Annotated in this window: 22 protein-coding genes, 1 other RNA gene and 1 CRISPR repeat array; of the genes, 16 read left to right on the top strand and 7 right to left on the bottom strand. The window is 46.3% G+C overall.

The window, feature by feature from the left end; translation table 11 throughout:
- The first annotated feature begins 68 nt into the window (after positions 1-68).
- The 5 genes from ffs (at position 69) to L0B52_RS02435 (ending at position 4,115) form a co-directional block, all read left to right on the top strand.
- An RNA gene (gene ffs, locus L0B52_RS02455) (signal recognition particle sRNA small type) lies at positions 69-165 on the top strand.
- Between the two features lie 24 nt (positions 166-189).
- Entirely contained in the window at positions 190-2,178 is a 1,989-nt protein-coding gene (dnaX, locus tag L0B52_RS02450) for a DNA polymerase III subunit gamma/tau (RefSeq protein WP_235064956.1), read from the top strand.
- Between the two features lie 2 nt (positions 2,179-2,180).
- Entirely contained in the window at positions 2,181-2,507 is a 327-nt protein-coding gene (locus L0B52_RS02445; protein WP_235064955.1) for a YbaB/EbfC family nucleoid-associated protein, read from the top strand.
- Complete coding sequence (gene recR / locus L0B52_RS02440) at positions 2,507-3,112, top strand: recombination mediator RecR (RefSeq protein WP_235064954.1); 606 nt, start codon at positions 2,507-2,509, stop codon at positions 3,110-3,112. The genes L0B52_RS02445 and recR overlap by 1 nt, the downstream gene beginning before the upstream one ends.
- 7 nt (positions 3,113-3,119) lie before the next feature.
- Positions 3,120-4,115 (top strand): bifunctional nicotinamide-nucleotide adenylyltransferase/Nudix hydroxylase, encoded by a 996-nt coding sequence (locus tag L0B52_RS02435; RefSeq protein WP_235064953.1) that lies wholly within the window; start codon positions 3,120-3,122, stop codon positions 4,113-4,115.
- 907 nt (positions 4,116-5,022) lie between these two features.
- A CRISPR array of direct repeats spans positions 5,023-7,632; the repeat unit is 28 nt; unit sequence TTTCTAAGCCGCCTGTGCGGCGGTGAAC.
- 157 nt (positions 7,633-7,789) lie between these two features.
- Here L0B52_RS02435 and cas6f read toward each other — a convergent pair.
- The 6 genes from cas6f to cas1f form a co-directional block, all read right to left on the bottom strand.
- A complete protein-coding gene (cas6f, locus tag L0B52_RS02430; protein ID WP_235064952.1) occupies positions 7,790-8,389 on the bottom strand; it encodes a type I-F CRISPR-associated endoribonuclease Cas6/Csy4 in 600 nt (199 codons plus the stop codon).
- Between the two features lie 3 nt (positions 8,390-8,392).
- Positions 8,393-9,394 carry a type I-F CRISPR-associated protein Csy3 gene (gene csy3 / locus L0B52_RS02425; RefSeq protein ID WP_235064951.1) on the bottom strand — a complete coding sequence of 334 codons (1,002 nt, stop codon included), beginning with the start codon at positions 9,392-9,394 and terminating at the stop codon, positions 8,393-8,395.
- Between the two features lie 44 nt (positions 9,395-9,438).
- On the bottom strand, positions 9,439-10,413 hold the full coding sequence (gene csy2, locus L0B52_RS02420) for a type I-F CRISPR-associated protein Csy2 (RefSeq protein WP_235064950.1): 975 nt from the start codon (positions 10,411-10,413) through the stop codon (positions 9,439-9,441).
- Positions 10,410-11,765, bottom strand: coding sequence for a type I-F CRISPR-associated protein Csy1 (gene csy1 / locus L0B52_RS02415; RefSeq protein ID WP_235064949.1), 1,356 nt, complete (start codon positions 11,763-11,765; stop codon positions 10,410-10,412). The genes csy2 and csy1 overlap by 4 nt, the downstream gene beginning before the upstream one ends.
- Positions 11,766-11,827: 62 nt before the next feature.
- Positions 11,828-15,265 (bottom strand): type I-F CRISPR-associated helicase Cas3f, encoded by a 3,438-nt coding sequence (gene cas3f / locus L0B52_RS02410; RefSeq protein WP_235064948.1) that lies wholly within the window; start codon positions 15,263-15,265, stop codon positions 11,828-11,830.
- Entirely contained in the window at positions 15,262-16,233 is a 972-nt protein-coding gene (gene cas1f, locus L0B52_RS02405) for a type I-F CRISPR-associated endonuclease Cas1f (RefSeq protein ID WP_235064947.1), read from the bottom strand. Before cas1f ends, cas3f begins: the two co-directional genes overlap by 4 nt.
- 153 nt (positions 16,234-16,386) lie before the next feature.
- On the opposite strand from cas1f, the gene metG reads away from it, so the two are divergent.
- From metG to thiE, 4 genes are all read left to right on the top strand, one after another.
- Positions 16,387-18,426 (top strand): methionine--tRNA ligase, encoded by a 2,040-nt coding sequence (gene metG, locus L0B52_RS02400; protein ID WP_235064946.1) that lies wholly within the window; start codon positions 16,387-16,389, stop codon positions 18,424-18,426.
- Positions 18,427-18,504: 78 nt separating this feature from the next.
- Positions 18,505-18,909 (top strand): ribosomal protein S18-alanine N-acetyltransferase, encoded by a 405-nt coding sequence (gene rimI, locus L0B52_RS02395; RefSeq protein ID WP_235064945.1) that lies wholly within the window; start codon positions 18,505-18,507, stop codon positions 18,907-18,909.
- A 3-nt stretch (positions 18,910-18,912) separates the two neighbouring features.
- Positions 18,913-19,677 carry a hydroxyethylthiazole kinase gene (gene thiM, locus L0B52_RS02390; RefSeq protein WP_235064944.1) on the top strand — a complete coding sequence of 255 codons (765 nt, stop codon included), beginning with the start codon at positions 18,913-18,915 and terminating at the stop codon, positions 19,675-19,677.
- A 38-nt stretch (positions 19,678-19,715) separates the two neighbouring features.
- Positions 19,716-20,336, top strand: a complete 621-nt coding sequence (gene thiE, locus L0B52_RS02385; RefSeq protein ID WP_235064943.1) for a thiamine phosphate synthase — start codon at positions 19,716-19,718, stop codon at positions 20,334-20,336.
- 9 nt (positions 20,337-20,345) lie between these two features.
- On the opposite strand, the gene L0B52_RS02380 is transcribed toward thiE, so the two are convergent.
- Positions 20,346-20,831: a Smr/MutS family protein gene (locus L0B52_RS02380; RefSeq protein WP_235064942.1), complete on the bottom strand. Its 486-nt coding sequence runs from the start codon at positions 20,829-20,831 to the stop codon at positions 20,346-20,348.
- Between the two features lie 66 nt (positions 20,832-20,897).
- Here L0B52_RS02380 and dapB point away from each other — a divergent pair, with 66 nt between their 5' ends.
- From dapB to L0B52_RS02345, 7 genes are read left to right on the top strand one after another with little or no spacing between them, the layout of a single operon-like run.
- Positions 20,898-21,695, top strand: a complete 798-nt coding sequence (gene dapB / locus L0B52_RS02375; RefSeq protein WP_235064941.1) for a 4-hydroxy-tetrahydrodipicolinate reductase — start codon at positions 20,898-20,900, stop codon at positions 21,693-21,695.
- The gene (locus L0B52_RS02370; RefSeq protein WP_235064940.1) at positions 21,695-22,462 is read left to right on the top strand and encodes a pyridoxine 5'-phosphate synthase; all 768 of its coding nucleotides are present in this window, start codon (positions 21,695-21,697) and stop codon (positions 22,460-22,462) included. The genes dapB and L0B52_RS02370 overlap by 1 nt, the downstream gene beginning before the upstream one ends.
- Positions 22,443-22,748, top strand: a complete 306-nt coding sequence (locus tag L0B52_RS02365; protein WP_235064939.1) for a lipopolysaccharide assembly LapA domain-containing protein — start codon at positions 22,443-22,445, stop codon at positions 22,746-22,748. Before L0B52_RS02370 ends, L0B52_RS02365 begins: the two co-directional genes overlap by 20 nt.
- Positions 22,749-23,885 carry a lipopolysaccharide assembly protein LapB gene (locus tag L0B52_RS02360; RefSeq protein WP_235064938.1) on the top strand — a complete coding sequence of 379 codons (1,137 nt, stop codon included), beginning with the start codon at positions 22,749-22,751 and terminating at the stop codon, positions 23,883-23,885. It abuts the gene before it with no gap.
- On the top strand, positions 23,882-24,583 hold the full coding sequence (gene pyrF, locus L0B52_RS02355) for an orotidine-5'-phosphate decarboxylase (protein ID WP_235064937.1): 702 nt from the start codon (positions 23,882-23,884) through the stop codon (positions 24,581-24,583). The genes L0B52_RS02360 and pyrF overlap by 4 nt, the downstream gene beginning before the upstream one ends.
- Positions 24,583-25,329, top strand: coding sequence for a CDP-diacylglycerol--serine O-phosphatidyltransferase (gene pssA / locus L0B52_RS02350; RefSeq protein ID WP_235064936.1), 747 nt, complete (start codon positions 24,583-24,585; stop codon positions 25,327-25,329). The genes pyrF and pssA overlap by 1 nt, the downstream gene beginning before the upstream one ends.
- The gene (locus L0B52_RS02345; RefSeq protein WP_235064935.1) at positions 25,322-26,017 is read left to right on the top strand and encodes a hypothetical protein; all 696 of its coding nucleotides are present in this window, start codon (positions 25,322-25,324) and stop codon (positions 26,015-26,017) included. Before pssA ends, L0B52_RS02345 begins: the two co-directional genes overlap by 8 nt.
- Positions 26,018-26,025 lie beyond the last annotated feature (8 nt).

Below are 26,025 nucleotides of genomic sequence, written 5' to 3'. Positions count from 1 at the left end.
GAAAAGAGTGTGTTAGTGTGGCATAGATTGACTTCTGACACAGTTATTTTATAATTCGCCTCTGGTCTGCATTGGCGCTTCGCGACGGTGCGCCGTTAACCCCGCCAGGTCCGGAAGGAAGCAACGGTCGCGGCTAAACTGGGCGCCGGAGAATGCTGGTGCAGGCCTTCCTTTTTAGAGCAAAGCGCGATGTATCAAGTATTAGCACGCAAATGGCGACCTAAAAATTTTCATGAGCTGGTCGGTCAACAACATGTTACGCAAGCGCTCACTTATGCGCTAGATCATGATCGTATTCACCATGCCTATCTCTTTACCGGCACACGCGGCGTCGGCAAAACGACGATTGCGCGTATTTTTGCCAAATCCTTAAATTGCCTAACTAACGGCGTCAGCGCAGAGCCTTGCGGCGAATGTACGCATTGTCGAGAAATCGATGGTGGACGTTTTCCTGATTTGATTGAAGTCGATGCGGCGTCGCGTACTGGGGTCGATGATACGCGTGAGCTGCTTGATAATGTGCCGTATGCGCCAGTTAAAGGGCGGTTTAAGGTTTATCTGATTGACGAAGTGCATATGTTTTCTAAGAGCAGCTTCAACGCACTGCTAAAAACCTTAGAAGAACCCCCGGCGCATGTGAAGTTTATTCTCGCAACCACTGATCCGCAAAAAATGCCGGCAACAGTATTATCGCGCTGTTTGCAGTTCCATCTAAAAAATATGACCCAAACCCAGATCAGCGGACATCTGCGCGCGATCCTCAAACAAGACCAAGTCGTTTATGACGAAGATGCGTTGGCTATGCTGGCCGAAGCGGGCTCAGGGAGTATGCGCGATAGCCTGAGCTTGCTTGATCAAGCGATTGCTTATGGGCAGGGCGCGGTGCGTAGTGCAGAAGTTGCGCAACTGCTTGGCGCAATTCCGCAAACGCAATTGCGTGCGATCATTCACGGATTATGTGATGGTGATGCGCCAGCGGTGCGGCGTATTTTGTCTGAGTTAGATGAATTCGCCCCTGATTATCACGAACTATTGCGCCGTTTATTGCTGGAGCTGCAAAACATCACCATCGCGCAACTCCATGCACAGCGCTATGCAGGCGAAGTGGATCGAGAAATGATCGGGATTGCTGAGCGTTTACCGGTTGAGTTGGTACAACTTTGGTATCAAATCGCTACCGATGGCTGGCAAAGCCTGCCGTATCAGCCCGATAGCCGCTCAGCGATTGAGATGATTTTATTACGCATGATTGCTCTGCGTCCTATTTTGCCGACTATGGATGTGGGTAAGATTAAGCCAATCAGCGAACCTTCAGCGCCACAAAAAGACGAAACGACCGAGATTATCGAGAAAATGCAGGCTGAGCAATCAGCGGATTCTCAGCAGTCAACAGAACCTGATCATAGTGCACAAGCGCCTGAAGCATCGAGCGTAGAACCAGCACAACCAGTGGCGTCAGATGCAGAACACCCGCCACAGGATCAAGTGCCCGTGGAAACAGTTGTAGAACAGCCTGCTGCTCAGGAAGAACCTGTAGCGGTCGAGCAAGCTGCTGAGGTTGAACAGTCGCCCGTTGCGGATCACACACTATCGCCACCATGGGAAGAAGCAGCGCCTGCTGGCAACGAATATTACCCACAGGCAGCAGCTATTGATGCGCAAACACCTGCACAACCAGCAAAGCAAGTTGATGCCAATGAGCAATCTGCGCAAGCACCAACTGCTGATGTTGCCCAACCCACGCCACCAGTCAAAGCGTCGATCGATTTACACGATTGTGTTGGCAATGTTCGGCAATGGGGCGCCTTTTTGCGCGAATGCCAGCTTGCTGATGAACTGCGCGTGATTGCTGATCATAGCACTGTGGCACAATGGCAACCGCCAGAATTAACGCTGTCTGTTGATAGTGGTGCGTGGTTTATGATCAGCGATGAATCACTGGCGCAGATGGGCGAACAGTTTGCGGTGTCCACTCAAGCGCCTTGCCAGATAGCGGTGCATGAATGTAGGCAAGAACAAGACACACCGGCGCGACGTCGTGAAGCCGATGCGAAAAATGAACAGGCGCGCGCTGAGCAAGCGTTTCATGATCATCCAGTGGTGCACCGCTTACACAATGAGCTAGATGCGGTCGTCACCCCGGGCAGTATTTCTTCATTGAACAAAAATCAGGAGTAACGATGTTAAAAGGCGGATTGGGCAGTATGATGAAAAAAGCCCAGGAAATGCAGGAAAATATGCAACGCATCCAAGAAGAATTGGGCAATAAGACCGTCACAGGACAAGCCGGCGCTGGCGCGGTTGAAGTGGTGATGAATGGTCACTTTGGCTGTGAACGCGTGATTTTTAGCGACGAGCTACTCAGCGAAGATAAAGAGATGATCGAAGCGTTGATCGCCGCAGCAGTTAGCGATGCAGCGAAAAAAGCGCAAGCGATGAGTCAGAAAGAAATGGCCGCGATTACTGGCGGTATGAATTTACCACCCGGCTTTAAGATGCCGTTCTAATGTCCTTTTCTCCTTCCTTTGACCACTTGGTTTCTGCGCTCACCTGTTTACCTGGTGTGGGCGCTAAATCCGCGCAACGTATGGCGCTACAATTATTGCTACACAAGCAAGACAAAGCGCATCAGCTCGCGCAAGCGATCGAACAAGCCTTACACACCGCCACGCGTTGTCGGGTGTGTCGCAACTTAAGCGATGAAGAGGTGTGTTTGATTTGCGCGAACGAGCAGCGTGATACTGGCACACTGTGCGTGGTCGAAGCGCCTGACGATGTGCTCGCGATCGAACAATCAACTGATTATCGTGGGCAGTATTTTGTGCTGATGGGCCATATCTCGCCACTCGATGGAATCGGACCGGAAGCGCTCGGCCTAGACACACTCGATAAACGCCTCGCAGAAGGTGGTGTAAACGAATTGGTGCTTGCGACCAACAGTACGATGGAAGGAGAAACCACCGCATACTTTCTTGGCGAGCTTGCGGCAAAACATGGTGTAGAAGCCACGCGGTTAGCGAGTGGTGTACCAATGGGTGGCGAGCTATCGTATATCGATCGCGGCACACTATCGCTTGCCTTTAACGCACGCCAGCGTTACCAAAGCGAATAACTTGCTGATGAGTAAAGCCTACGATTATTTAGTATTTATCGGGCGCTTTCAACCGTTTCATCGCGCCCACCAAGGCGTTATTGCTCAAGCATTAGCCTTAGCGGACAACGTGATTTTGCTGCTTGGTTCGGCCGATAGTCCGCGCACGGTGAGCAATCCTTGGACGGTTGCTGAACGTGAAGCTATGATTCGTAGTACATACAGCGAAGAGGATAATCAACGTATTTTTATACGTGGTATCGTTGACCATCCACACGATGATGTCGCTTGGCAACGCAATGTTGTGCGTACAGTCAATGAGATTAGCGGACCTGATCGTGCCATTGGTTTGATTGGACACATGAAAGACAGCTCATCGTATTATCTTGGGCTTTTTCCCGATTGGGCGATGGTATCCGTGGATAATATTGATCAAATTAACGCCACTGATTTGCGCAAACAGCTCTTTTCTTTACCTGACTCACAAACCTTCCATCACCCGGATTTACATCCGGCAATTAATCAAACGCTCGAGGCATTTCGCCACAGTGAGGATTTTTCGCGCTTACAAGCTGAATATGCTCACTTACAAGCGCATAAAGAAGCGTGGACTAACGCGCCATTCCCACCAATTTTCGTCACCGTTGATGCGTTGGTGCTCTGTCAGCAATGCGTATTGATGGTGCAACGCAAAGGCCCACTTGGTGCGGGGCTCTGGGCGCTACCCGGTGGATTTGTCGAAAAGGAAGAAACGCTAGCTGATGGCGCACGCCGCGAACTCTATGAAGAAACCGGCCTCGCCCTTGAGCAAGATGCACTAGCAGTAAGCGTATTCGATCGACCGGATCGCAGCGCACGTGGACGCACCATCACTCATGTTCATAGCTATTCATTAGACGATGATGTATGCCCAGAAGTTCAAGCCGCTGACGATGCTGCAGAAGCGCGCTGGATACCGCTAGCTGAACTCAAACGTAGCCAATGCTTTGAAGACCATTATTCAATCATCCAAGCGATGACCTAGCAATTTTTACCTATAACAGATAAACACCAGAATATTCCATTCAATGAATGGCGCAAGTTAAGCTGCTTGTGTGATGGTTATAGTAACAAATGGATAGAGAAGGTCTATTGCGCGATCTGAACAAATGCTGCAAGGGTATTTTGTGGTATAAAAAAGCCCCTGAATAATCAGGGGCTGCGATCTAGAACTTGGCTTCGCACGCGGCAGGCTGTGCCATTCAAGCCTCTGACCCGGGAGAGAACTTCCCACAACAACTGCCTTCAGGTTGATTTTGGTAAGAAAATACAGGAAATCAAGTATGGCTAAGAACCACCCATTAACTTATAAATCGACCTTATCATCGCCAAGTTTAATAAATTGAGGACATCCTCGAAGCAGAAGTTGAAAGCATTTTTACGAACCAGTGATATCTATTTATCCACGAAAAAAAGTCTTATCTAAAAGTCGATAAGGCTGCATCTGCCGCTGCTGCTAGAAGTGTTTAGCAACCCTGACAAAATCTGGCTGAATTAGGAGGCGGTGGCTACTAGGCAAAAAAGCACGTGGTATAGCTCGATAATATTCCAGTTATCTAAGTGTGCAGATAACAAAGAACAATTGCTGCACCAAATCGATACTAAACGTAAGGGTATTTTGTTGTACAAAAAATCCCCCTGAATAAGGGGGATTGCGATGTTGAACCCGGCTTCGCACGCTTGCAGATATGCCTACATTCTCCGGCGCGGGGGGAGCAAGATCTTTACACGATCTGCACGCCAACTATAAGTAAAAAACCACAGGAAATCAAGATAGCAAAGAACACATCGATCACCTAACTACCACAACGCTCATCGATAAACTTAACGAGTTATCTGTCTAATTAGAAAACCTAGAGCTGGTGATGATGTGCATTGCAGGGATATTTGATTTTCTAAGCCGCCTGTGCGGCGGCTAACGTGTGTCTAGTTTTTTACGTTCTGCTTCTGGTGTTTCTAAGCCGCCTGTGCGGCGGCTAACGACAAGGATGGGGGGATTATCCCATTACAAGATTTCTAAGCCGCCTGTGCGGCGGCTAACGGTGTATTTAGATATAACGCACGCGCTAAAACTTTCTAAGCCGCCTGTGCGGCGGCTAACTCAAAGATGGTGAAGCGATTCTGTTGCCGAAATTTCTAAGCCGCCTGTGCGGCGGCGAACTGCCTACGTTGCCGCCAGAAGCGACGAATACATTTCTAAGCCGCCTGTGCGGCGGCGAACGATACACCGAATAGATCAGCGATATCGTCTTGTTTCTAAGCCGCCTGTGCGGCGGCTAACCTAAATACTCAACGGGCATTTTCGAAGAAATGTTTCTAAGCCGCCTGTGCGGCGGCTAACGTATTGATCTGTCTCGCCAACGCGCTGATATATTTCTAAGCCGCCTGTGCGGCGGCTAACCCTGAACAGGGTTTTTTAAGTGGCCAATGTATTTTCTAAGCCGCCTGTGCGGCGGCTAACATTGCCGCAAAGGTAGCAAGCTTTATATTGAGTTTCTAAGCCGCCTGTGCGGCGGCTAACATAACCAGTCAGCGGATCTTCAGCTACTAGCTTTTCTAAGCCGCCTGTGCGGCGGCTAACGAAAGGATGATCGTTTCAAGTGAGATTGTTTGTTTCTAAGCCGCCTGTGCGGCGGCTAACCTCGGCTGTTTGTGTACTCTGCATACAAAATCTTTCTAAGCCGCCTGTGCGGCGGCTAACGAGTTTAAAGAGCATATCCTCGATTTTTTTGATTTCTAAGCCGCCTGTGCGGCGGCTAACAAATCACCGCCGATATTTTCACCAGCATTTAATTTCTAAGCCGCCTGTGCGGCGGCTAACATTGATGGCATGCTCTGGCAGTTTATTATTGATTTCTAAGCCGCCTGTGCGGCGGCTAACGATTTTGCCACATTGAACATAGACGGACGAGATTTCTAAGCCGCCTGTGCGGCGGCTAACTTATGAGTGAAAAATTGTCTATGTCTCAAGTTTTTCTAAGCCGCCTGTGCGGCGGCTAACGTAATTTCTTTACGGCGTAAGCCCGACCGTTATTTCTAAGCCGCCTGTGCGGCGGTGAACGATGATGGTGCGTCGATTTTAAATAAAGATCTTTTCTAAGCCGCCTGTGCGGCGGTGAACTATTAAAGTAAATAGACCTGCCGCCACTAAATTTTCTAAGCCGCCTGTGCGGCGGTGAACCAGTTGATCAAGCGCTTAACGCTTATCATGAATTTCTAAGCCGCCTGTGCGGCGGTGAACATATTATGCGGTTCGCTAAACATCGTCATAGCTTTCTAAGCCGCCTGTGCGGCGGTGAACAAGCGATTCAACGATTCTTTAGAGATCACAAATTTCTAAGCCGCCTGTGCGGCGGTGAACACCGTTACGCTTGCCAAATCGCTACGTTAATATTTCTAAGCCGCCTGTGCGGCGGTGAACCAGGTAATGGCTCTGGATCTTCAGAAAATAGCTTTCTAAGCCGCCTGTGCGGCGGTGAACTAATTAGCAATAAGCTTTGCATCTTGCTTGTCTTTCTAAGCCGCCTGTGCGGCGGTGAACTCACGCCTCGCTAAAAAGGTGGTAAATCCAATTTTCTAAGCCGCCTGTGCGGCGGTGAACCTATGCTCAAAGAACTTGGAAAAACAGACGACTTTCTAAGCCGCCTGTGCGGCGGTGAACCTTATCAAGGCACATTATCACTCTGGAGACACTTTCTAAGCCGCCTGTGCGGCGGTGAACCTAAAAGATAGCGACGGTGCTGCGCAGGCAATTTTCTAAGCCGCCTGTGCGGCGGTGAACAGTTTCATTCGCAAACCATAGCGAACGTCCATTTTCTAAGCCGCCTGTGCGGCGGTGAACACCAGCGATTCTGAGCTGCTCATTCGCCACATTTTCTAAGCCGCCTGTGCGGCGGTGAACATCAAGAAATCAAGGAATCGATCCGTGCGATTTTTTCTAAGCCGCCTGTGCGGCGGTGAACGCAATTTGTACAATTCAAAGTAAAAATCATAATTTCTAAGCCGCCTGTGCGGCGGTGAACTTTTGTTGCAGCAAGGCTTCTTAAGTATAATTTTTCTAAGCCGCCTGTGCGGCGGTGAACTAATAAACATTACAACACGGCAACAATACAGTTTTCTAAGCCGCCTGTGCGGCGGTGAACGCTAAATCACGCGATCAAAGAATCACTGATGATTTCTAAGCCGCCTGTGCGGCGGTGAACTAATCACTCATTTGCCGTATGGTGTTAAGTATTTTCTAAGCCGCCTGTGCGGCGGTGAACCCAACCATTCGTCTTGGGCATGTGGATCTTGTTTTCTAAGCCGCCTGTGCGGCGGTGAACAGTACAAAGATGCAATCAATTCGAGAGTCTAATTTCTAAGCCGCCTGTGCGGCGGTGAACTTGCCCTCGTATTCGGTCCATGACCTTCACCTTTTCTAAGCCGCCTGTGCGGCGGTGAACGGTAAGTATGAAGCAACATTGCTTATCCCCAATTTCTAAGCCGCCTGTGCGGCGGTGAACTAGAATTTTAAGGTGAACAATATAGTTGTGGCAAGCGTTTAGTGACAAAAACCAAATATTCACCAATTGTTTTTTAACTTACTGCAACTATATGATTTTTAATTAAGTTTTTAAAGAGCGTATCAAAAGGGTATTTTTGCCTTTTTGTTATGGGTTATTACCAGTGTGGAACGGTCACTTTATTTGATAGGTTATTTATTCCATATGTGTTAAACGTTCCTTGTACTGGCTTGTCTGCCTTTTCTTGTTTGATGGCTAACTTATAAAAATGATTGTTTCCCTCGCTTTTTAAGTTGATAAATGGATAACTTTGGTTGTCTCGTTTATATTTTTTGCAGTGTTCTAGTGCATCTTTATATGGGATGTCTTTAAATGCCGCGAATTTTTCAGCTTGTTTTTGTTCGTTATAGTGCCGATAACGTTGAACAATTATATGACCAGTATTATCTGGTACATACTCAATACTTTCATTTTGTACATAATCAGTCAGTCGCTCAAGCCATTTGGCTATGTTTAGTGTTTGAAGATCATGCTCGTGTTTTGCAAATATACGTAGTTTATTGCCTAAGGTTGCAAAAGTTTTTTCATCACCTTGCTCAAAACGATAGTTAGGAAAACTCACGCCAATATTATTTATACCGTAGTTGTTATGTATATTTGCCAAGGCAATGTGGAGCTGTTTGTATAGCTTACCCCATATAAAGTATGGTGATATGCCAGGGTCGGAGAGTAGGATTAGTTCTTGGTAATAATTCATAAACTACTCCTTACCGCTGGCACCAAAGACACCGCCGCGAATTAGTACACCCATAACAAAATGCTGTTGTTCTTCTTCGGGTTTTTCGCCCTTTAAAACCCAAGCATCAAATAAGCTATAAAAATCCATTTTTTGTTTAGGTTGTCGAAACGCGCTGCCCAAGGTGGTTACAGCACCATAAGGCTCAATAGCTATCGGAAAACCGTTGTCTTGATAATCAGGATACCAAGTATCAATGGTCCGAATAGCATTGCTGACTTTTTGTGAATGCATGCCTGCTTTGCCATTTATTTCGTAAAGGACTTTGCTCTTGGCTTTTCCTGTATCTAAAATTAGCTCTTGTGAGGGATACACCTCTTGTCCAAAGCCCATGTGAGCCTTAGCTTCAACATAAAGAATAATAAATTTCTCACCTGTAAGCCCTTGCTCTATTAATTTAGCTAGTTGCGTTATATTGTTATCACTGCTATCGAAGCCTTTCAAATTGATTTTTAAAGCATCAAATTCAAGACTCTCATTGTTGCAGGTTACAACCACATCGATGCGTTCAGCACCCACACGATTGCGCCATAACCAGCGGGCATTTGCGATATTTGTTGCATAACGTTTCGCTAATTCACTCACGCCGTATTCAGCTAGATATTCTTGTACAATACCCATTAGTGCTTTTTGGTAGTTTTGGTTGTTGCAGACATTTGGCTGGCCAGTAAACGGTAAAACTTTACAGCTCCACTTGGCAATTAGGGTGTCACAGTTTTCATTAAGTGCGGCTGCATCAACACGTTGTAGGTTTGCTTTCTCTATCTCAGCATCCAACTTGGCAGGGTCATTAGTAATCGCGTTTTTCAAACGATTACTAATGGTGCCACGTACTGATTTTTCATTGATAGTTACAGGTGTAGCATTGCCTTTTTCATCGCGGCTACTGGTTTGCCAGAAAAATGCATCTGAAATATCAAGGTTGCGTTCAAATGCTAATACGCTTGCTGTTTGTAAATTACTCATAATTTATCTCCGTATTTTAAATGCTGTATTGGTTAAGTTTTGGTTTATGGGTTGTCTTGTGTGACAAGGTAGAGTGAACGTTTGGCATCATGGCTGTAACGCCAAAACGCATTTTCAAATTCATCCGTTAAACGTTGCGGATAAATCCATCTGCCTAGGCTGTAAATAGCTTCTACATACTGGCTAGGATATTCAGGGTTACGTGCATGTTGCATTAACTCTGGTTCAAATACATCGGATATACCTTGATAGCCAATGGGTATGGGAACTAGCCAACCTGAGCCTGAGCTGCGACCTGATTTTACGGATGTGGTTGTCCACGTATATTCCCCCGTGGGTTCACCGTTTTTAAATCTAGGTTCAGTTATGTGATGTAAGGTACAGACATCTAGCAAAGCATCTAACGCTGTTTTTTCAGGGTTTTCACTTTGCTGTTCTTCAATAATCTCAGCAAAAGTGTCTTGTGCATCCATGAGTACAAAAGCAGGCATCAGCAGTGGTGCTAGTGTGTCAATTTCTTCCTCTTCAATAAATGACACGGGCAGGCTTGAGTCCAAACCATGAACGCTGCCTCCTGCAATGCGTTGTTGCTGTATCAAGTGTTTGCACAGCTGTATCAATATCTCTATTTCTTCTGAGCTTGGCGCTTCATCACCTAACACTTCTACCACAAAGCTCATGGTTAAATGGCATTTTCCCTCTTCGATGATGGATGCAGTTTTGCCATCTTTTTTAATCGGATTGCGTGTTTGGTTGAATGTATAGTTGCTGTATTTGCTAGAACGGTATACTTGAGGTTGGCAGTCATGGCAAGCTAACAACACGCCTCCTAAGCTATAAGGGTTTACTGCTTCATTAGTGCTCATTTTTCGAGACAGCGCATGAAATGCTCCTAAGAATCCCGTAATTGCCGGAAAACCATAAGTAATGGGGCTTGATATGCTATTGGCATTGATAATCTGCACTCTCTTAAAGAGAATGTAACCTACAACCTCTTTGGGGTTTATACTGTTGTTCATAGAAACACTCCTTTACCTGCGCGCTCATAGCGTTTTAGCATCTCCTCTATTTCTCGTTCCCACTCATTGTGTTCGGGATTGGCAAATTCGTGTTTAATGTCTTTAAACGCTTCCTTGAGTAATGCGTTTATCCAGTTGGCAAAACGAGTAATAATGATTTTATTCCAGTCGGTAGACTCTCTTTTCTCTTTAAATTCCTCTTCGCCTTCGAGCTGAGCTCTATTTGGATCTAACCAGAACTTTTCTTCTATATCTAAATCAAAACCTTTAGACCAGCCTGCGGGTTTTTCTGTACGTACTGCGTTTGCAATTGAAAACAATGTGTGAAGCACGCCGTCAATAGCGTCTTTTCTATTATCACGCCAGTCCACATTGTTTTTGTTGGATTTAACCACCTTTAATATTTCATCAATATGATGATTAGCACGGTATCGCAGTGATTTACTTTGAAAGATGCTGCTTGAAAACTTTGATACATTAAAACTATCGTTCGGTTTTAGTTTGGGAGGCATGGAAGGCAATAGGTAATTTCTTCCACGTTGCTTACTCATTAACTGACTTACCCCTTGGGGATTGCTGCCACCAATTAAAGTTACGGCTAAGTTTTCTAATGTAGGATATGAACTCATTTCGCCAGTATTAGAAAATCTATTTTTTCTTTTCTGGCTGATTTCATCAGAATATTTAACGTGGTTTACACGTTCAAAGATGTAATTTGTGAAAGACGAAGGGTATAAGGGTATTAAGCAAGTATATGAGTTATCTCCAGTGCTCCAGAGAATCTGTTTGTTATACTTACTTGTTTTTGGCTGAGTAGGTTGAGCAAGCAACAAATTTCTGAAAATATTGAAGTATTGTAAAGAAAGCTTTTTATCATTTGAAAAAGCGGCTTTAAAATTGTCATCATTATCAATAATGAAATGCTTTATCTTTTTGTTGTCAATAACTGAACAGTCAAACAGGGAAAAAAGAGGTAATGCAGCTGCATTACCGCTAGCGTCTAGTTTGTGTGTTTTAACTGACTGGTGTCCTACGAGGTTTTTTGGTAACTGAGTGCTTGGAACAAAGTTGATATTGTCTCCCTTGGAGCTAGGATGTATTCCTTTTGATATATGGCTTCCAAAGCCGATTTGATTTGCCATCCAATTAGCAGCTCTATCCATCCAAACTTCGAGTTCATAGTCATTTTTTATTCTTTCAATTTTGTTTTCAATTTCTAATATCTTTTCCGTTTCCTTGTTTTTGATTGCTTTCGCTAAACTCTTAATTTCTTTTTCTGTTTTTTTATTTAGTTGATTATCGAGGAAACCCAGAATAGTTGATCTTGCCAATTCTGGCGTAATTTTTTTCATATATATCTCCTTTGTAAAATGTTACTGTTTTCAATTGGCTAAATAAAATACAGTCTTGCCATTTAATTTCGCATAAATCCAAAAAACTCATGAAAGCACCAACCATTTTGGTTGCTCTCTAGCGACACACTGTTATAACTCATCGACAAACTTTTCAGACTTTTGTCAGATTCTTTTTCTTTTAATTGGTTAAGCGCATCCACTAAAGACGTTATCAACCATGGTGAAATTTGTGGATGATTGAACGTATAGTCAAGAGGTCTGATGTACTGTGATTGTGGTGTGGCTTCATGTTTTTTTTCAAACACATCCTCAGTATAAAAAGGAAGAAACTCTCTAATGCTTTCAGGGTATGTCGCATCTGTGTCAGGTAAGAGTAAAAAATCTTCTTGAGGTGTTCCTACGCGAAACTCGCTTATTTGCTGCAAGTGAGTATGCGCTCTATTTGCGGTGGCTTGAGTATCCCAGTATGCATTGACAAAATTCAGGTTAGGGCTATTGAGCAATGTCCCCATGACTTCATGCTCAAGTTTGCATAAGCTATCAATTTCAGTTTTTTGTGATGGGTTTTCAGTCGTCGGCTTTTCAATACGCGGTCTGGCATCTATGTGTTCTAACTGATTCTCAGGTACAAGTTTATGCACATCATAGTTTGTAGGTTTGAAGTATTTACTTTCAAACCCTGGTTTAGTAAACACTGGCTGGTTCATGCGACGCGTAAAGTACCTAATGTTGTGCTGCATAACCAACATATTGATTTCATTAGCTATTTTTGTTTGTCGGTGACGCCATATGCGTCCAGCTAATTGAATAATTGAGCGCATGGATGATGGCTCTACAATCGCCCAATCATAGTCATGATCTCTTCCCACTTCTGCAACTGATGTCGCCAACACGATAAAAATATGTTTGCGTGCGTCACTTTTATTCAATGCATTATTTATTTCTTTATGACTAAATAGAGCATCCAAACTATCTTCTTCACGATGCAAAATGCGGTCTAGTTTAACTTCCAGTGCATTTCTCAAAATCAATAATTGTTTCGCGTGATAGCAGCTTAAATGAATATGCGTATCGTCAGATACTTTAACTGTTTCAAACAGCTGCTTTGCAAGACCAATGATGTTCTTAATATTAGCAATTCGAACCAATCCTATACTGACTTGTTTTTGGCTGTTAGGTTCGACTTGATGGTAATAACTATGAAGACGTTCAGCACCGTATAAAATCTCTTGCCCTAGTTTGCTATAAAATAGCTCAGCATTTTCTTTAATATAATCCAAGGAGAGTGGCATTATCTCCGCTTTTCTTCTAACAGGTTGCTCAGCTAAGAAGTCTGCACGCTTTTTTACAAAGTTTTGGTGCTGCTTGGAAAAATCGTCATTATTATTACAATTAACAGAAGAGATATTTTTACTGTTTTCATCAAACCAAGCGCAAACCACTTGTGGCTCAGGTGTGTTTTGAGACTTGTTAAATTGCTTTCGCCCAGCCTGATAAGCAGAGAACAGGCCTGTTACTAGGTCGGGGGTAAGCGTTGCTGATGAGAGCAAGACTCGTGACCCAAATAATCCTGCCAAATGAACCAGTCGTGACAGTGCTGGCAAATCATCTTGGTCAAAGTCATCTGGCTCATCTAAAACGAGGTCACCACTGAGTAAGCGCAGCATTGGGGCAATATATTTACCGCCACGTTTACATTCGCTAGCTTGGATAATATGATCAATAGTACATGTAATTACGGGCGCAAAAAGTAAATCACGCATCTTAGAGTTTTCAATGATCGTGCCAAGATTGAGAGCATCATAGTCACTATAGTCAATGTCACTATGCACCATTTCATCAATTAGTTCATCACTCGACTCACTGCCCCATGTGCTGCCATATGCTAACTGCTTTTCTCCAGTGATTTCTTGTTTTTCAGCTGTGCTTTCTTGGTTAAATTCAAACAATTGTTTTTGCGCTTGACCACCGACCAATATAGCTAGTTGTGATTCATTAAGGCGTAAATCTTTGCGGAGGCTTTGCCCGGTTTGCAATGTCAATACACGCAAACCAAGCGCAATGATAAATCGAGCGCCTTTTTTAGGGTCTGCCAAACCATACATGATTCGTGCATTGCCAATGGTTTTGCCGCACCCCGTAGACGCCATATTAACGCCAAAAAAGCCATTTTTTTGGGATTCTTGTTGAATATTTTTTGCCAATTCGAATGCTTTATTTTGCCAGCCAAAACGTTTAGATGTAGTGGGGTTTGATAAGGATGATTGATTTTTTAAGCTTGGCAGTTCATTAGCTATGATGGGTAAACGGTGTGCAAATTGTGCAGAAAAATTTGCTACTCCAATTAAGTGTTCATCTAGCGCTTGCTTAGCCTGATTTTCCCCATCCACATTTTTGGTTGTATTGGCAATAATTTTGCTAAATTCACGAGAGCCTGTTGCACAGCGCTTGTGCTGGATTGGTAAGCTTGAATAGTTATGGTCTCCCACCATCAGGCAAAGCCGTGAGAGATACATCAGAAACGCGTCACTGATACATGCATTATCATTACTTGCATCCAATGCCAGTTGGTTTAACGTGCTATCTTGCAAGGCTTTTTTACTCCATCTTGCTAAATGCTTTTGCCATTCAGGGCTGTGGATGACGAGCGTTTCATATTGCCAGAAGTTTTTACAAAATGATTCTGTGGATTCATCCAATGTTTTGGGGTTTTTCACCCAATAATCAAAAGCCTGAAAATACTTTTCGTAATACCTTAAAAGCGTTGGTTTGATTTCTTTGGTTTGACCTCTAAGTTTTTCTTTTGCTTTTGGTGTGTAATAGACTTTTTTGAAAGGTGGTAGCCGGTGGTGGGTTGCTATCAACCATGCTACCCATTGAGCTAACGGCGGCATTGTTGAAATATCAACGTTATCTTGATTGCAGTTTTTTAAAAAATTGTCAGATTGATTATGTTTAAGCCATGTATCAATCTTTTGAAACCTGCTGAGCCATTGCTCGTCTGTGTCACAGTCTTTTATTAATGCTTCAAATAATTTGAGTGAAATCCACTCATGCCGGTATGGGTCACCTTTACCTGTGTATTCATGAAGCTTATTTTGGAAGCCAAGCGTAGATTTCCCGATGTCATGTAACAGAGCAGCAAGTGTCGCTATTGTTTGAATGCTGCTGATGTAGTGCCAATTATTTTCCCATTCTGAATGCAATATATTTCGTTTAGTACGATTCACCGCCACCATGCCACGATAATCAAAGATATTTTTTTGTCCTACCACCCACAGCAAGTCAGACCTTGCGCGTGTGCGTATCCAGTGGCAGCTCACTGCGGTGTTTTTGCTGGCGGTTTTGCGCAGTAAATTTTTGACTGTTTGTAGTCCTTCTTCAGTAATCACAGTTTGCCATGTGTTATCACCAATACGGTCAGCAAAAGCGTCCAGCACACGACGGGTGCGTTTGAGGGCTTTTTTCTCACACTGGCTGACAAAGATGACCATCATGTTGGTACATCCTTATCGCCTGTCCAATCGGTTTTGAGCGCGACGGCTTTGACGACATCGAACATATAATCCAATACGTTGTGCTTGGTGAATATTTGCAAGCATTGTTGGCGAAACGCTTGTTCGCTGGCGTTTTCTTTAGCACAGATAAATGCTGTGGGCAGAACCAGTGCGTCTTTAATCAAATCGGCGATGTCAAATACGAGTGCGCCGCGTCGCGTTTTGCCATGCATGACGGCGAAACCGTGAGGAATGCCTAATACCCAGGCAGTGGTTGCACCTAATCCATAGGCTAAATAGTTACCGTGGTTCAAGAAAGCATTAGCTTTGTCCAGACCTTCATGGTTACGGCTAAAGCCCATTTGTTTGGTTTGGGTGGCGGCAAATTTGTATAGTTGTTTGGTGAGTCGAGCTTCGAGTTGTAGCAGGTTCATCGTGCTGTTTTGCAGAGAGATTTGCGCGCGCTGTTCGTCTAATGATGATGTAAGATGTGCGATGTTAAACCCTTCAGCTTTGAGTTCACGGTCTTTTTGCCACACGTGGGTTAAAAAATCTAGGCGTGCGTGTTGAAACAGTTTGGCTGCTTGCAGGCGTTTGCTATCATTAAACCACCAGCTTAACCAGCCTTGTACGTATTCAGTGGGGCGATATTCGCTTTGTGGGCAAAGCCACTGAATTTCGGTGGCCATCAAAAGCGGTGTACCGCCACCACCGCAGAAACCAACCAAAACACCAGCGCTGGCGAGCATGCGCATAGCAGCTTGGGTGATAGACGTACCTGTGGCGAGTAAAATGCAGGTGGTATTGGCAATGGGGATATTGTAGTAGTGGTTTTCTTTTTCAGCTTCGGTGAGATAGAGCACACGGCCATCTTTTTGCATTACGCGGCAGTGCTCCAAGTAATAAATATTGGCGCGTTTAGAATGAAGAATGGTTTTGAGATCAGCACTGGTAATTGCTTGATTCATCCTGTCTCTCGCATGAAACCATAATACCTATCATAACAGTAAGCGTTATTTAAAATCATTAGTTATTTTATGCGAAGTCTGGTAGGAATTTACCCCTCATATAGCAAGGGTATTTGCTACAATATCGAGACTTTTTTAACACAAGATGAGTTCATGAACACCACAGCACCACGCCGTATTTTGGTGACCAGCGCGTTGCCTTATGCCAATGGGCCGATTCATATCGGGCATTTGGTTGAGTATATTCAAACCGATATCTGGGTGCGTTTTCAGCAACTGCGCGGGCATGAATGCCATTATGTTTGTGCTGATGATGCGCACGGAACGCCGATTATGTTGCGCGCTGAAAAAGAGGGCTTAACCCCACAGACGCTGATCGATAAGAGCCATGCCGAGCATCAGGCCGATTTTCAGGGCTTTTTAGTTAACCATCATCAGTTTCATACTACGCACAGCGCTGAAAACCAGCATTACACGGGTAAAATTTATCAGTCGTTAGACGAGCAAGGCTACATTCTTACCAAGGTGATCGAGCAAGCCTATGATGTGGAAAAACAGATGTTTTTACCCGATCGCTTTATCAAAGGGACGTGTCCTAAATGCAAAAGCAAAGATCAGTATGGGGATAACTGTGAGGTGTGTGGGGCGACTTACGCACCAACGGAGCTGCTTGAGCCCTATTCTGTACTCTCTGGTGCATCACCTGAGCTGCGCGATAGCGAGCATTATTTCTTTGATCTGCCGCAGTTTGAGGCGTTTTTAAAAGGCTGGTTGAACGATCAAGACGTTAATTTGCAAACCTCGATGCGTAATAAATTAGCAGAATGGTTTGAAAGTGGCTTAAAAGCGTGGGATATCAGCCGTGACGCGCCTTATTGGGGGTTTGAAATTCCGGGTAAAAAAGATAAATATTTTTATGTGTGGCTGGATGCGCCAGTCGGCTACATGGCGAGCTTCCAAGCGTTATGTGATCGAGAAGGGCTCGATTTTGAGGCGTTTTGGGGCGCAGATAGCGATGCTGAGCTTTATCACTTTATCGGTAAAGACATTGCTTATTTCCACATGCTCTTTTGGCCGGCGATGCTTAAAGGCGCAGGCTATCGCACGCCAACTGGTGTGTTTTGTCATGGCTTTTTGACCGTTAATGGCGAAAAAATGAGTAAATCGCGCGGCACCTTTATCCAGGCAGCGACCTATTTGCGTCATTTGCGTCCTGAATATTTACGCTATTACTACGCGGCGAAGTTGAGCTCACGTGTGGAAGATATTGATTTAAGTATGGATGATTTCAAAAATCGTGTGAACAGCGATCTGGTCGGGAAGTTGGTCAATCTGGCGAGTCGTTGTGCGCCGTTTATCATCAAACATTTTGATGGACAGCTTAGCGATGCGTTACCAGAAAACCATCTGTTTGTTGATTTTGCGGCACGTGGAGAAAAAATTGCTCAGTATTATGAGCAACGTGAGTATGCCCAAGCGATGCGTGAGATCATGCAATTAGCCGATGCGGCGAATGAATATATCGATGCAGAAAAGCCGTGGGTTAAGATCAAAGACGAAGCGAGCAAAGCGGATGTGCAAGCGATTGCCACAGTTGGCTTAAATGCGTTCCGTCAGTTGATGGTTTATTTAAAGCCGGTGTTACCGCAAGTGGCTGCTGATGCTGAAGCGTTTTTACACATTGAGCCGCTTACATGGGCGGATGCAACACAACCACTGCTTGATCATCGTATTGGTAAATTTAAGCCGTTGATGCAGCGCATCGAAGATAAAGATATTGACGCGATTATTGCCGATAGCAAAGAAGATTTACGTGCGGAGAACACCATGCAAACAGCTAATGAACAACCTGTAGAAAACCAAGAAGATTGGATTACGATTGACGATTTCGCCAAGCTCGACTTGCGCATTGCAAAAGTGCTGAGTTGTGAGCCGGTGGAAGGCGCGGATAAACTGCTACAATTTACCTTAGACGTAGGTGAATTAGGCCAGCGTCAGGTATTTTCCGGGATTAAAAAATTCCATGCACCAGAAGAGCTCGACGGCCAGTTGGTGGTCTATATCGCCAACCTTAAGCCACGAAAAATGCGTTTTGGGCTCAGCGAAGGGATGATCCTTTCTGCAAGCGATGATGAAACCTTGCAGATTCTCTTGCAAGGCGGGCGCGCGAAAGCCGGCATGAAAATCAGCTGATGCATATTTTATGATCATTTTAATGCCGGACTTTGCGCCGGCATTGTTTTATCTCCTAGCTAAATATTGGGTTTTGTGATGATTAGTACGCAGCAACTCGGTGCGGTTCAGGCGTTGGCGCAAGCAGTAAATGTGTATCAGCCAAGTGCCGATGATATCGCGCAAATCGATGGACTGTTTGACCAGCAAAAGTTGATTGCCTTTGCCTGTTGGCAGGTGGTTTGTGATGAGGCAACGCTGCTTAGTATTGCGGTTGATGAGGTTTATCAGCGTTTAGGTTACGGAAAAAAAGTGCTTGCACACAGCGAACAGCGCTTGGTTGCTTCTGGTATCACGCAGTTTTTTCTAGAAGTTCGCGAGAGTAATCTGGCGGCACAGCGTTTATATGAAAACTTGGGTTATCAAGAAATCGCAAGACGGCGTGATTATTACCCAATTGCTAATGGTCGTGAGGATGCGATTATCATGAAAAAGGAGTGTTAAGGTATGCAACGCATGACCTTTGAACAGGCGAATATGACTTGGCAGGCGATGGCCAAGAAAACGCCTTTGGTACATTGTATGACCAATCAAGTTGCTGCTGCATTTACCGCCAATGTGTTACTCGCCGCTGGTGCGAGTCCGGCGATGGTAACTGCACCAGAAGAGGTGCAACACTTTACGCCGCTGGCGGCAAATCTACTGATTAATGTGGGTACGCTACAGCGTGATCAGTTGGATGGTATGCGTGAGGCGGCTGAACAAGCACAGAAGCATCATAAGCCTTGGGTGTTAGATCCGGTGGCTGTTGGCGATGTGTTGCGTTTTCGGCGCGATTTTGTGTATGAATTACTGACTTATCAGCCGGCGGTTATTCGTGGTAACGCTGGCGAGATTTTGTTTCTTGCTGGTGAGTCGGGGCGCATTCGTGGCGCAGATAGCCTATCAAGTAGTGATGAAGCGCAAGAGGCTGCGCAAGCCTTGGCTAAACGTTACCGTTGTGTCGTAGTTGTCACTGGTGCACGGGATTATATAACCGATGGTGCGCTGATGCGCTATACCGAAGGTGGTAGTGTGTTACAAACGCGAGTAACGGCTTGTGGCTGTACACTTTCAGCTTTGGTTGCGGCTTTTGTGGCTGAAGGTAATGTGCTTGATCATGCGGCAGCCGCTTGCGCGGTGATGAAGCATGCTGGGGATTTGGCCGCAGCACAACATACCGGGCTTGGCAGCTTTGCGCAGGCGCTATTAGATGGATTAACGTATGAGTAAGCGGGTTGAATGCTGCGTGCAAAGAAACGGTAGGATGAATGGTCATTGATTTATCACTTTATTTGGTGCTCGATGCAGCGGTATGTGGCTCTCGAGAGCGCCTAATCGATACGGCAAAACTGGCGCTCAATGCTGGGGTGAGTGTATTACAATTGCGCGGTCATAAAACGGCGTGGTCGCGGCGTGATTGGTATGAGGTGGCGCTTGCGTTAAAGCCGCTTTGTGCCGCGGCGCGTGTACCTCTGATCATTAATGACCAACTCGATATTGCCTTAGCCGTGGACGCTGACGGGCTGCATATTGGACAAGACGATTTACCGGTTGCTGTGGCACGGCGTTTGCTCGGAAAAGATAAGATTTTAGGGTTATCAACGCATAATTCGCATGAAGCGCAGGCCGCAGATCCAGCGGTGGTTAATTATATTGGTATGGGGCCGGTGTACAGCACATCGTCTAAAGCCGATGCGAAACCAGCGCTGGGCTTGGATGGCTTGGCAGAGTTGGTTGCGGTTAAGCGGGTGCCTGGGGTAGCGATAGGCGGGATTAACGCTGAGCGTGCTTCAGCTGTGCGGCAGGTTAATCCGCAAGGGATCGCAGTGATTTCTGCGATTTGTGGGCAAGACAATATTCCTGCTGCTGTTGCAGCGTTGCGTGCGTAGCACTAAAAACTAAGCTGGATGAAGCGCGATCACAAGTGCGCCGCTTCTGCCATCTGTGTCGATGATCTCACACACGGCTGCAATATCGCTGTGGTTGAGAATGAGCTCGATAACCGCATGTTTGAGCGGGGCGCGATCATAATGTGGGCTGTTATTGCCTTTGCCGTGAACGATTTGCCAACAACTCAGATGACGATTGCGCCGTTCGTTGAGCGCATCTTGTAATACGCGCAGGGCGTGATCGACGTGCAAGCCGTGTAAATCGATCACGCGATCGGCAGTGATTCGGTTATACTGCATGGCATGAAATAAGCGCGGATCAATGCGGTCAAAATTATGGCTGATGCGCTGAAACGATCGGTGCACTATGGGGTCGCGATGGCGACGTTTGCGGATCCGCACTTTGGCCTGGCGCTGAAAATTCGGATGAGTGTCCGAGCGTTTGACGTTATCGACGTTGCCAATCAGCTCGGCAAAGGTGTCTCGCTTGCTCATGGTGAATCTGGTGAGTGGGTTCGGAACTAAGATGGGTATCATAAACCACGAGATAAAAGAGGACAAATGATGAAAGTGGCGGTTCACGCAGTCGATGGGAAAATGGGCCAGGCGATTTTGCGTTTAATTAGCGAGCAGGACGCGTTAACCCTTGGTAGCGGTTTTGTGCGCAATGGGCATGCTTGGGCTGGAGAATCGATTGCCAAACACACGGGTATTGATGTGGGCACAGTGCGTGCAACAAGTAATCATGATCAGTTTTGTGCCGCGGGCGATGTGGTGGTCGATTTTACCCGTCCTGAAGCCACGCTGGCCTTGCTTTCGGTGTGTCGAAAACAGCGTAAACCTTTGATGATCGGTACTACTGGTTTTAACCATGAAGCGAAGAAATGGATTGAAGATGCTGCGCGCGATATCCCGATTATTTTGGCGGCCAATACCAGTGTTGGGGTTAATGTGTTGATTGAAGTCAGCCGTCAAGTGGCCAAAGCGCTACCGTTTAAAAACTGGAATGTCGATATTTTAGATATCCACCACAAACATAAAGATGACGCACCATCGGGCACAGCGTTGCGTTTGGGTGAAGCAGTGGCTGAGGCACAAGAGAGTGATTTTGATGCGCGAATGGTTTATCCGTATCAGCAACGTCGTGGCGCGGATGATATTGGGTTTGCGGTGATGCGAAGCGGGGAAGTGGTTGGTGAACATACGGTGTATTTCACCAGCGACAAAGAGCGCATTGAGCTTAGTCACCGCGCTAGCGATCGGGTGATTTTTGCCCAGGGCGCGTTGCAAGCAGCAGCTTGGTTGGTCGATCAACCCCCAGGTTTATACACCATGGCTGATGTATTGGGGTTCAATTAATGACTGCACTCAGCGTTAACTTAAATAAAATCGCCTTGTTGCGTAATGCGCGTGGGCGTGATTATCCGAATGTGGCCGATTTTGCCCATTTGGCGTTGCAGCATGGCGCAGCTGGGGTCACGATTCATCCACGCCCGGATCAGCGACACGCAACTTATGCAGATATCGAGACACTCGCTGTGGTGGTGGCTGACTACGATGGTGCTGAATTAAATATCGAAGGCTATCCAAACGCAGATTTTCTTGATGCGGTATGCGCGGTGCGTCCAGCACAAGTTACTTTAGTGCCAGACGCGCCAGGACAGCTCACTTCAGATCATGGCTGGGCGGTGCGAGAACATCGCGGGCAATTGACTGAGGTGGTGGCACGCTTGCATGAGGCGGGTATTCGTGTGAGCCTGTTTATGGATTGTCAGCGTGAGGAAATTGCCGCAGCACAAGCGCTTGGTGTGGCACGGATTGAATTACATACTGAGCCGTATGCACGGGCGTTTGAGCAGGGTGGCGAGCGCTATGTGGCTTCGCTGGCCACTTTTACCGAACACACAGCTTATGCGCGCTCAATCGGTCTCGGCGTTAATGCCGGCCATGACTTGGATTTGGCGAATGTGGCGGGGTTTGTGCGTGCGTGTCAGCCGGATGAAGTCTCGATTGGGCACGCCTTAACCGTTGAAGCGTTAACTCGCGGTTTTGCCGCAACCGTGGCACAATACCACTTTCTACTGCAAGCATCATCGGAGAGAAAATATGATTCAAAAATGGTTTAACTATGCGTTCATCGCGCTGTTTGGTGTGGTGTTTATTTTGATGGGCTTACTCAATAGCGACATGGTAACGTTTAACTATTTACTTGGCGAAGGGCAATGGCCGTTGGTGCTGGTGATGGCGATGAGCTTTGTGATTGGTGCGCTCTTCTCGTTGGCTGTGTTTGGCCTGCGTGCGATGGTTTGGCGCTCACGTGCGAAAAAACTGCAAAAACAAATCGATTACGAACACGAAGCACAGCGTAAAGCAAACATTCGCTCTGATTTTCATTCTGAACAAGCCGCATAAATGGCGCAATGGTTGGTGATTTTTTTGTTGCCACTAGCTGCGTGGAGCGGCTGGTGGGTTGCGATGCGCAAAGAAGCACGCATGCTGAGACAAAATCGTTCACGAGCGGCGTATTTTGAGGGCTTAAGCTATCTGCTGAACGATCAAACCGATAAAGCGGTTGATGTGTTCGTCAATATGTCGGCGCTTGATCATCAAACCATTGACAACCAATTAACCCTCGGTAGCCTGTTTCGAAAGCGTGGCGAGCTTGATCGTGCGCTACATCTGCATCAGCAGCTCGCTGAACAAACCACAGAACCGCGACAAAAACGCAATATTCAGTTTGAATTGGGCGAAGATTACCGCGCTGCCGGGATGTTCGCACAGGCACAATCGATTTTTGAGGCTTTATTTAACGATCAATCAGAGCAACGCGTTATGGCGGTGCTAATCGATGTCTATGAGCGAACCGGTAATTGGCAAGCCGCGCAAGATATGGCACAACTTTGGCAGGATAGCGGCTATGGCGATAAATCACGTGCGCTGGGGCAATACGATTGTGAGTTGGCGATTGAAGCGAGAGCGCGTGGCGATAAAGGGGCCGCACAAGCGTATTTACAATCCGCTTTGGGGCGTGATCATGGTTGTATCCGTGCGAATATGTTGCTGGGCGAATGTGCACTTGACGATGCGCGTTATTTATCAGCAATTCATGCTTTACAGTCAACCGCGGATCTTTCACCAGCGCATATTCCGGAATTATTGCCTTCTTTGCGCAAAGCGCATCTGGCGATCAATCAAAAAGATGCGTACCGTAGCTGGCTTAAAGAATTAGCCAGCCGCTACGACAAAGCGCGATTACAAACTGCAATTGCTGATGAACTGGCCGCTTTGGATCAACCGTATGAGGCGCGTGTTGTGTTAGAACAGGCGGTGGCTGGTCAGCGTAACCCGCTCCTTGTTTGGAGCTGCCTGCGTCACCATGTGCCCTTAGAAGATCACAGCGAAGAAATTATCAGTGCACTGAAACCACAAACGATTTATCAATGCCATGATTGTGGGTTTCGTCAGCAACGCCCTTGCTGGCATTGCCCAGCATGTTTTTCATGGAACAGTTTTCAAGCGGTGCTAGAGTTAAAAATGGAGCAACGATGAGTTCACGATCAGTACTGGTTGCCCTGGATGTGGATAGTTACGATAAGGCGATGCATTTAGCAGAATGTTGTTCGCCAAAGCTTTGTCGAATGAAAGTGGGCAAAGCGCTGTTTACGCGCTGTGGGCCAAGCGTTGTCCAGGGTTTGCACGATCTGGGTCATGAGGTATTTTTGGATTTGAAATACCACGATATTCCCAACACAGTGGCTGAAGCCGTTCAAGCAGCTGCCGATTTAGGGGTGTGGATGGTTAATGTGCATGCCAGCGGTGGTGAGGCGATGATGCGCGCGGCGGTTAATGCGCTTGATGGTTATGAACGTAAACCGTTATTGATTGGTGTGACTGTGCTCACCAGTATGTCGCAGGATGAATTGCCAGCGCTTGGCGTAGCAAGAGCGCTCAACGATCACGTGTCCGCGCTAACCCAATTGACCGCTGATGCCGGTTTAGATGGTGTGGTGTGTTCGGCACAAGAAGCCTCAGCCGTCAAAGCGGCTCATGGTGCTGGTTTTTACACGGTGACGCCTGGTATTCGTCCAGCATGGGCAGCTAAAAATGATCAATCGCGAGTGATGACGCCGCGTGAAGCTGTGGCTGCAGGGAGTGATTATTTAGTGATTGGACGGCCGATTAGTCGAGCCAAAGATCCGGCGGCTGCGCTTGCGCGCGTGCACAAAGAATTAGTAGGGGAGGCCTAATGAAAGGCTATCGTACGATCTATATTTTGCCTAATGCAGTAACCACTGCTGCATTATTCTGTGGATTTTATGCGATTTTAGCAGCGATTAATGGCAGGTTTGATCATGCGGCAGTGTTGATTTTTGTCGCAATGATTTTTGATGGCTTTGATGGACGGGTGGCGCGCTGGACCAAAACAGAATCGGACTTTGGCGTGCAATACGATTCGCTCTCGGATCTGATTTCATTTGGTGTTGCGCCTTCGATCTTGATTTACCAATGGGCGTTACATGGCTCGATCTCTGATCCACTATTACCGACCAAGCTTGGCGCAATGTCAGCGTTTATTTATACCGCTTGTGCCGCGCTGCGATTGGCACGATTTAATATTCAGGTTGAGCAAGTCGATAAAGCTTTTTTTGTTGGTCTGCCGAGTCCAGCTGCAGCGGCAGTGGTAACGAGCTTTGTGTGGGTGGGCGCACGCTATGATTTTGCGATGAGTCAATATGCGCTGCTGCCGGCGATTATTGTGGTGTGTGTTGGTTTGGCGATGGTTGCGAACATCAGCTATTACAGCTTCAAAACGTTTAAGCTTGAAGGGCGCATTCCATTTTCACGCGCGTTTGTGCCAGCAGCAATCATCGCGTTGATCTTTCTAGAACCACCTTTGATGCTGTTTTTAATTTTTGGCGCTTATGCACTGCATGGGCCACTGTGGTCAGTTTGGCGCTACTGGCGCCGCCAACGCAAGAAAGCCCATGATTGATAGGCTTGAGCCGTTAAGCGACTGCGCGGGGATGACCCTTGCATTGCTAGGGTATCAACGCTGGTTGCCACGATCAGTATGCGCTGGTGCGTTGGCGTTCGACTTACAAGAAACCACGGATCGTATGGATGCGCTGCTGAAAAGCTTCAACGATCAAACGCCGCAACAACCGCTTGAGACAAGTGAGCCGCTGGCGCTTGATTGGTGGGTTGCGCATCTGAGCCACCCACCGCTATTACAGCTTACCCGCGATATGAGCATCTTACATGAAGCGGGCGCGCCAGAAGCTTGGTTGTTACCACCGCTTTATCAAGGCGATCAAAACGCTTGGACATTTTGGCGTAGCGATTCAGAAGCAGCGCTTTGGCACGCAGCATTGAACGCTTGTGGGCACTATCAGGCTGCAGGTTGGTTTGCTCGTGCATTAACAGAACCTGTAGCTGCTAAACAATTACCCAAGCAATCAATTGCTGCGGATCAGTGGTCGATGCCCGAAAGCATTAACACCCTTTGGGTGATTGATGGCTTAGCGCACCATTGGTTTTTTGCTGGAAAAAATACACAACGGCAATTAAGCATTGATTGGCAAGGCAGGCAAGTTGCAGTAAGATGCGTCACACACCCTTATCGCTGCATCCTTGATGGGCGTATGAAAGCTCAATTATGGCGAGATTTGATAATTAAATGATGAAAAAA

The organism is Suttonella sp. R2A3 (assembly GCF_021513215.1).
GTDB lineage: Bacteria > Pseudomonadota > Gammaproteobacteria > Cardiobacteriales > Cardiobacteriaceae > JAHUUI01.
Note: the sequence above shows the minus strand (reverse complement) of the source record. Positions and strands in the feature narration are given on the sequence as shown.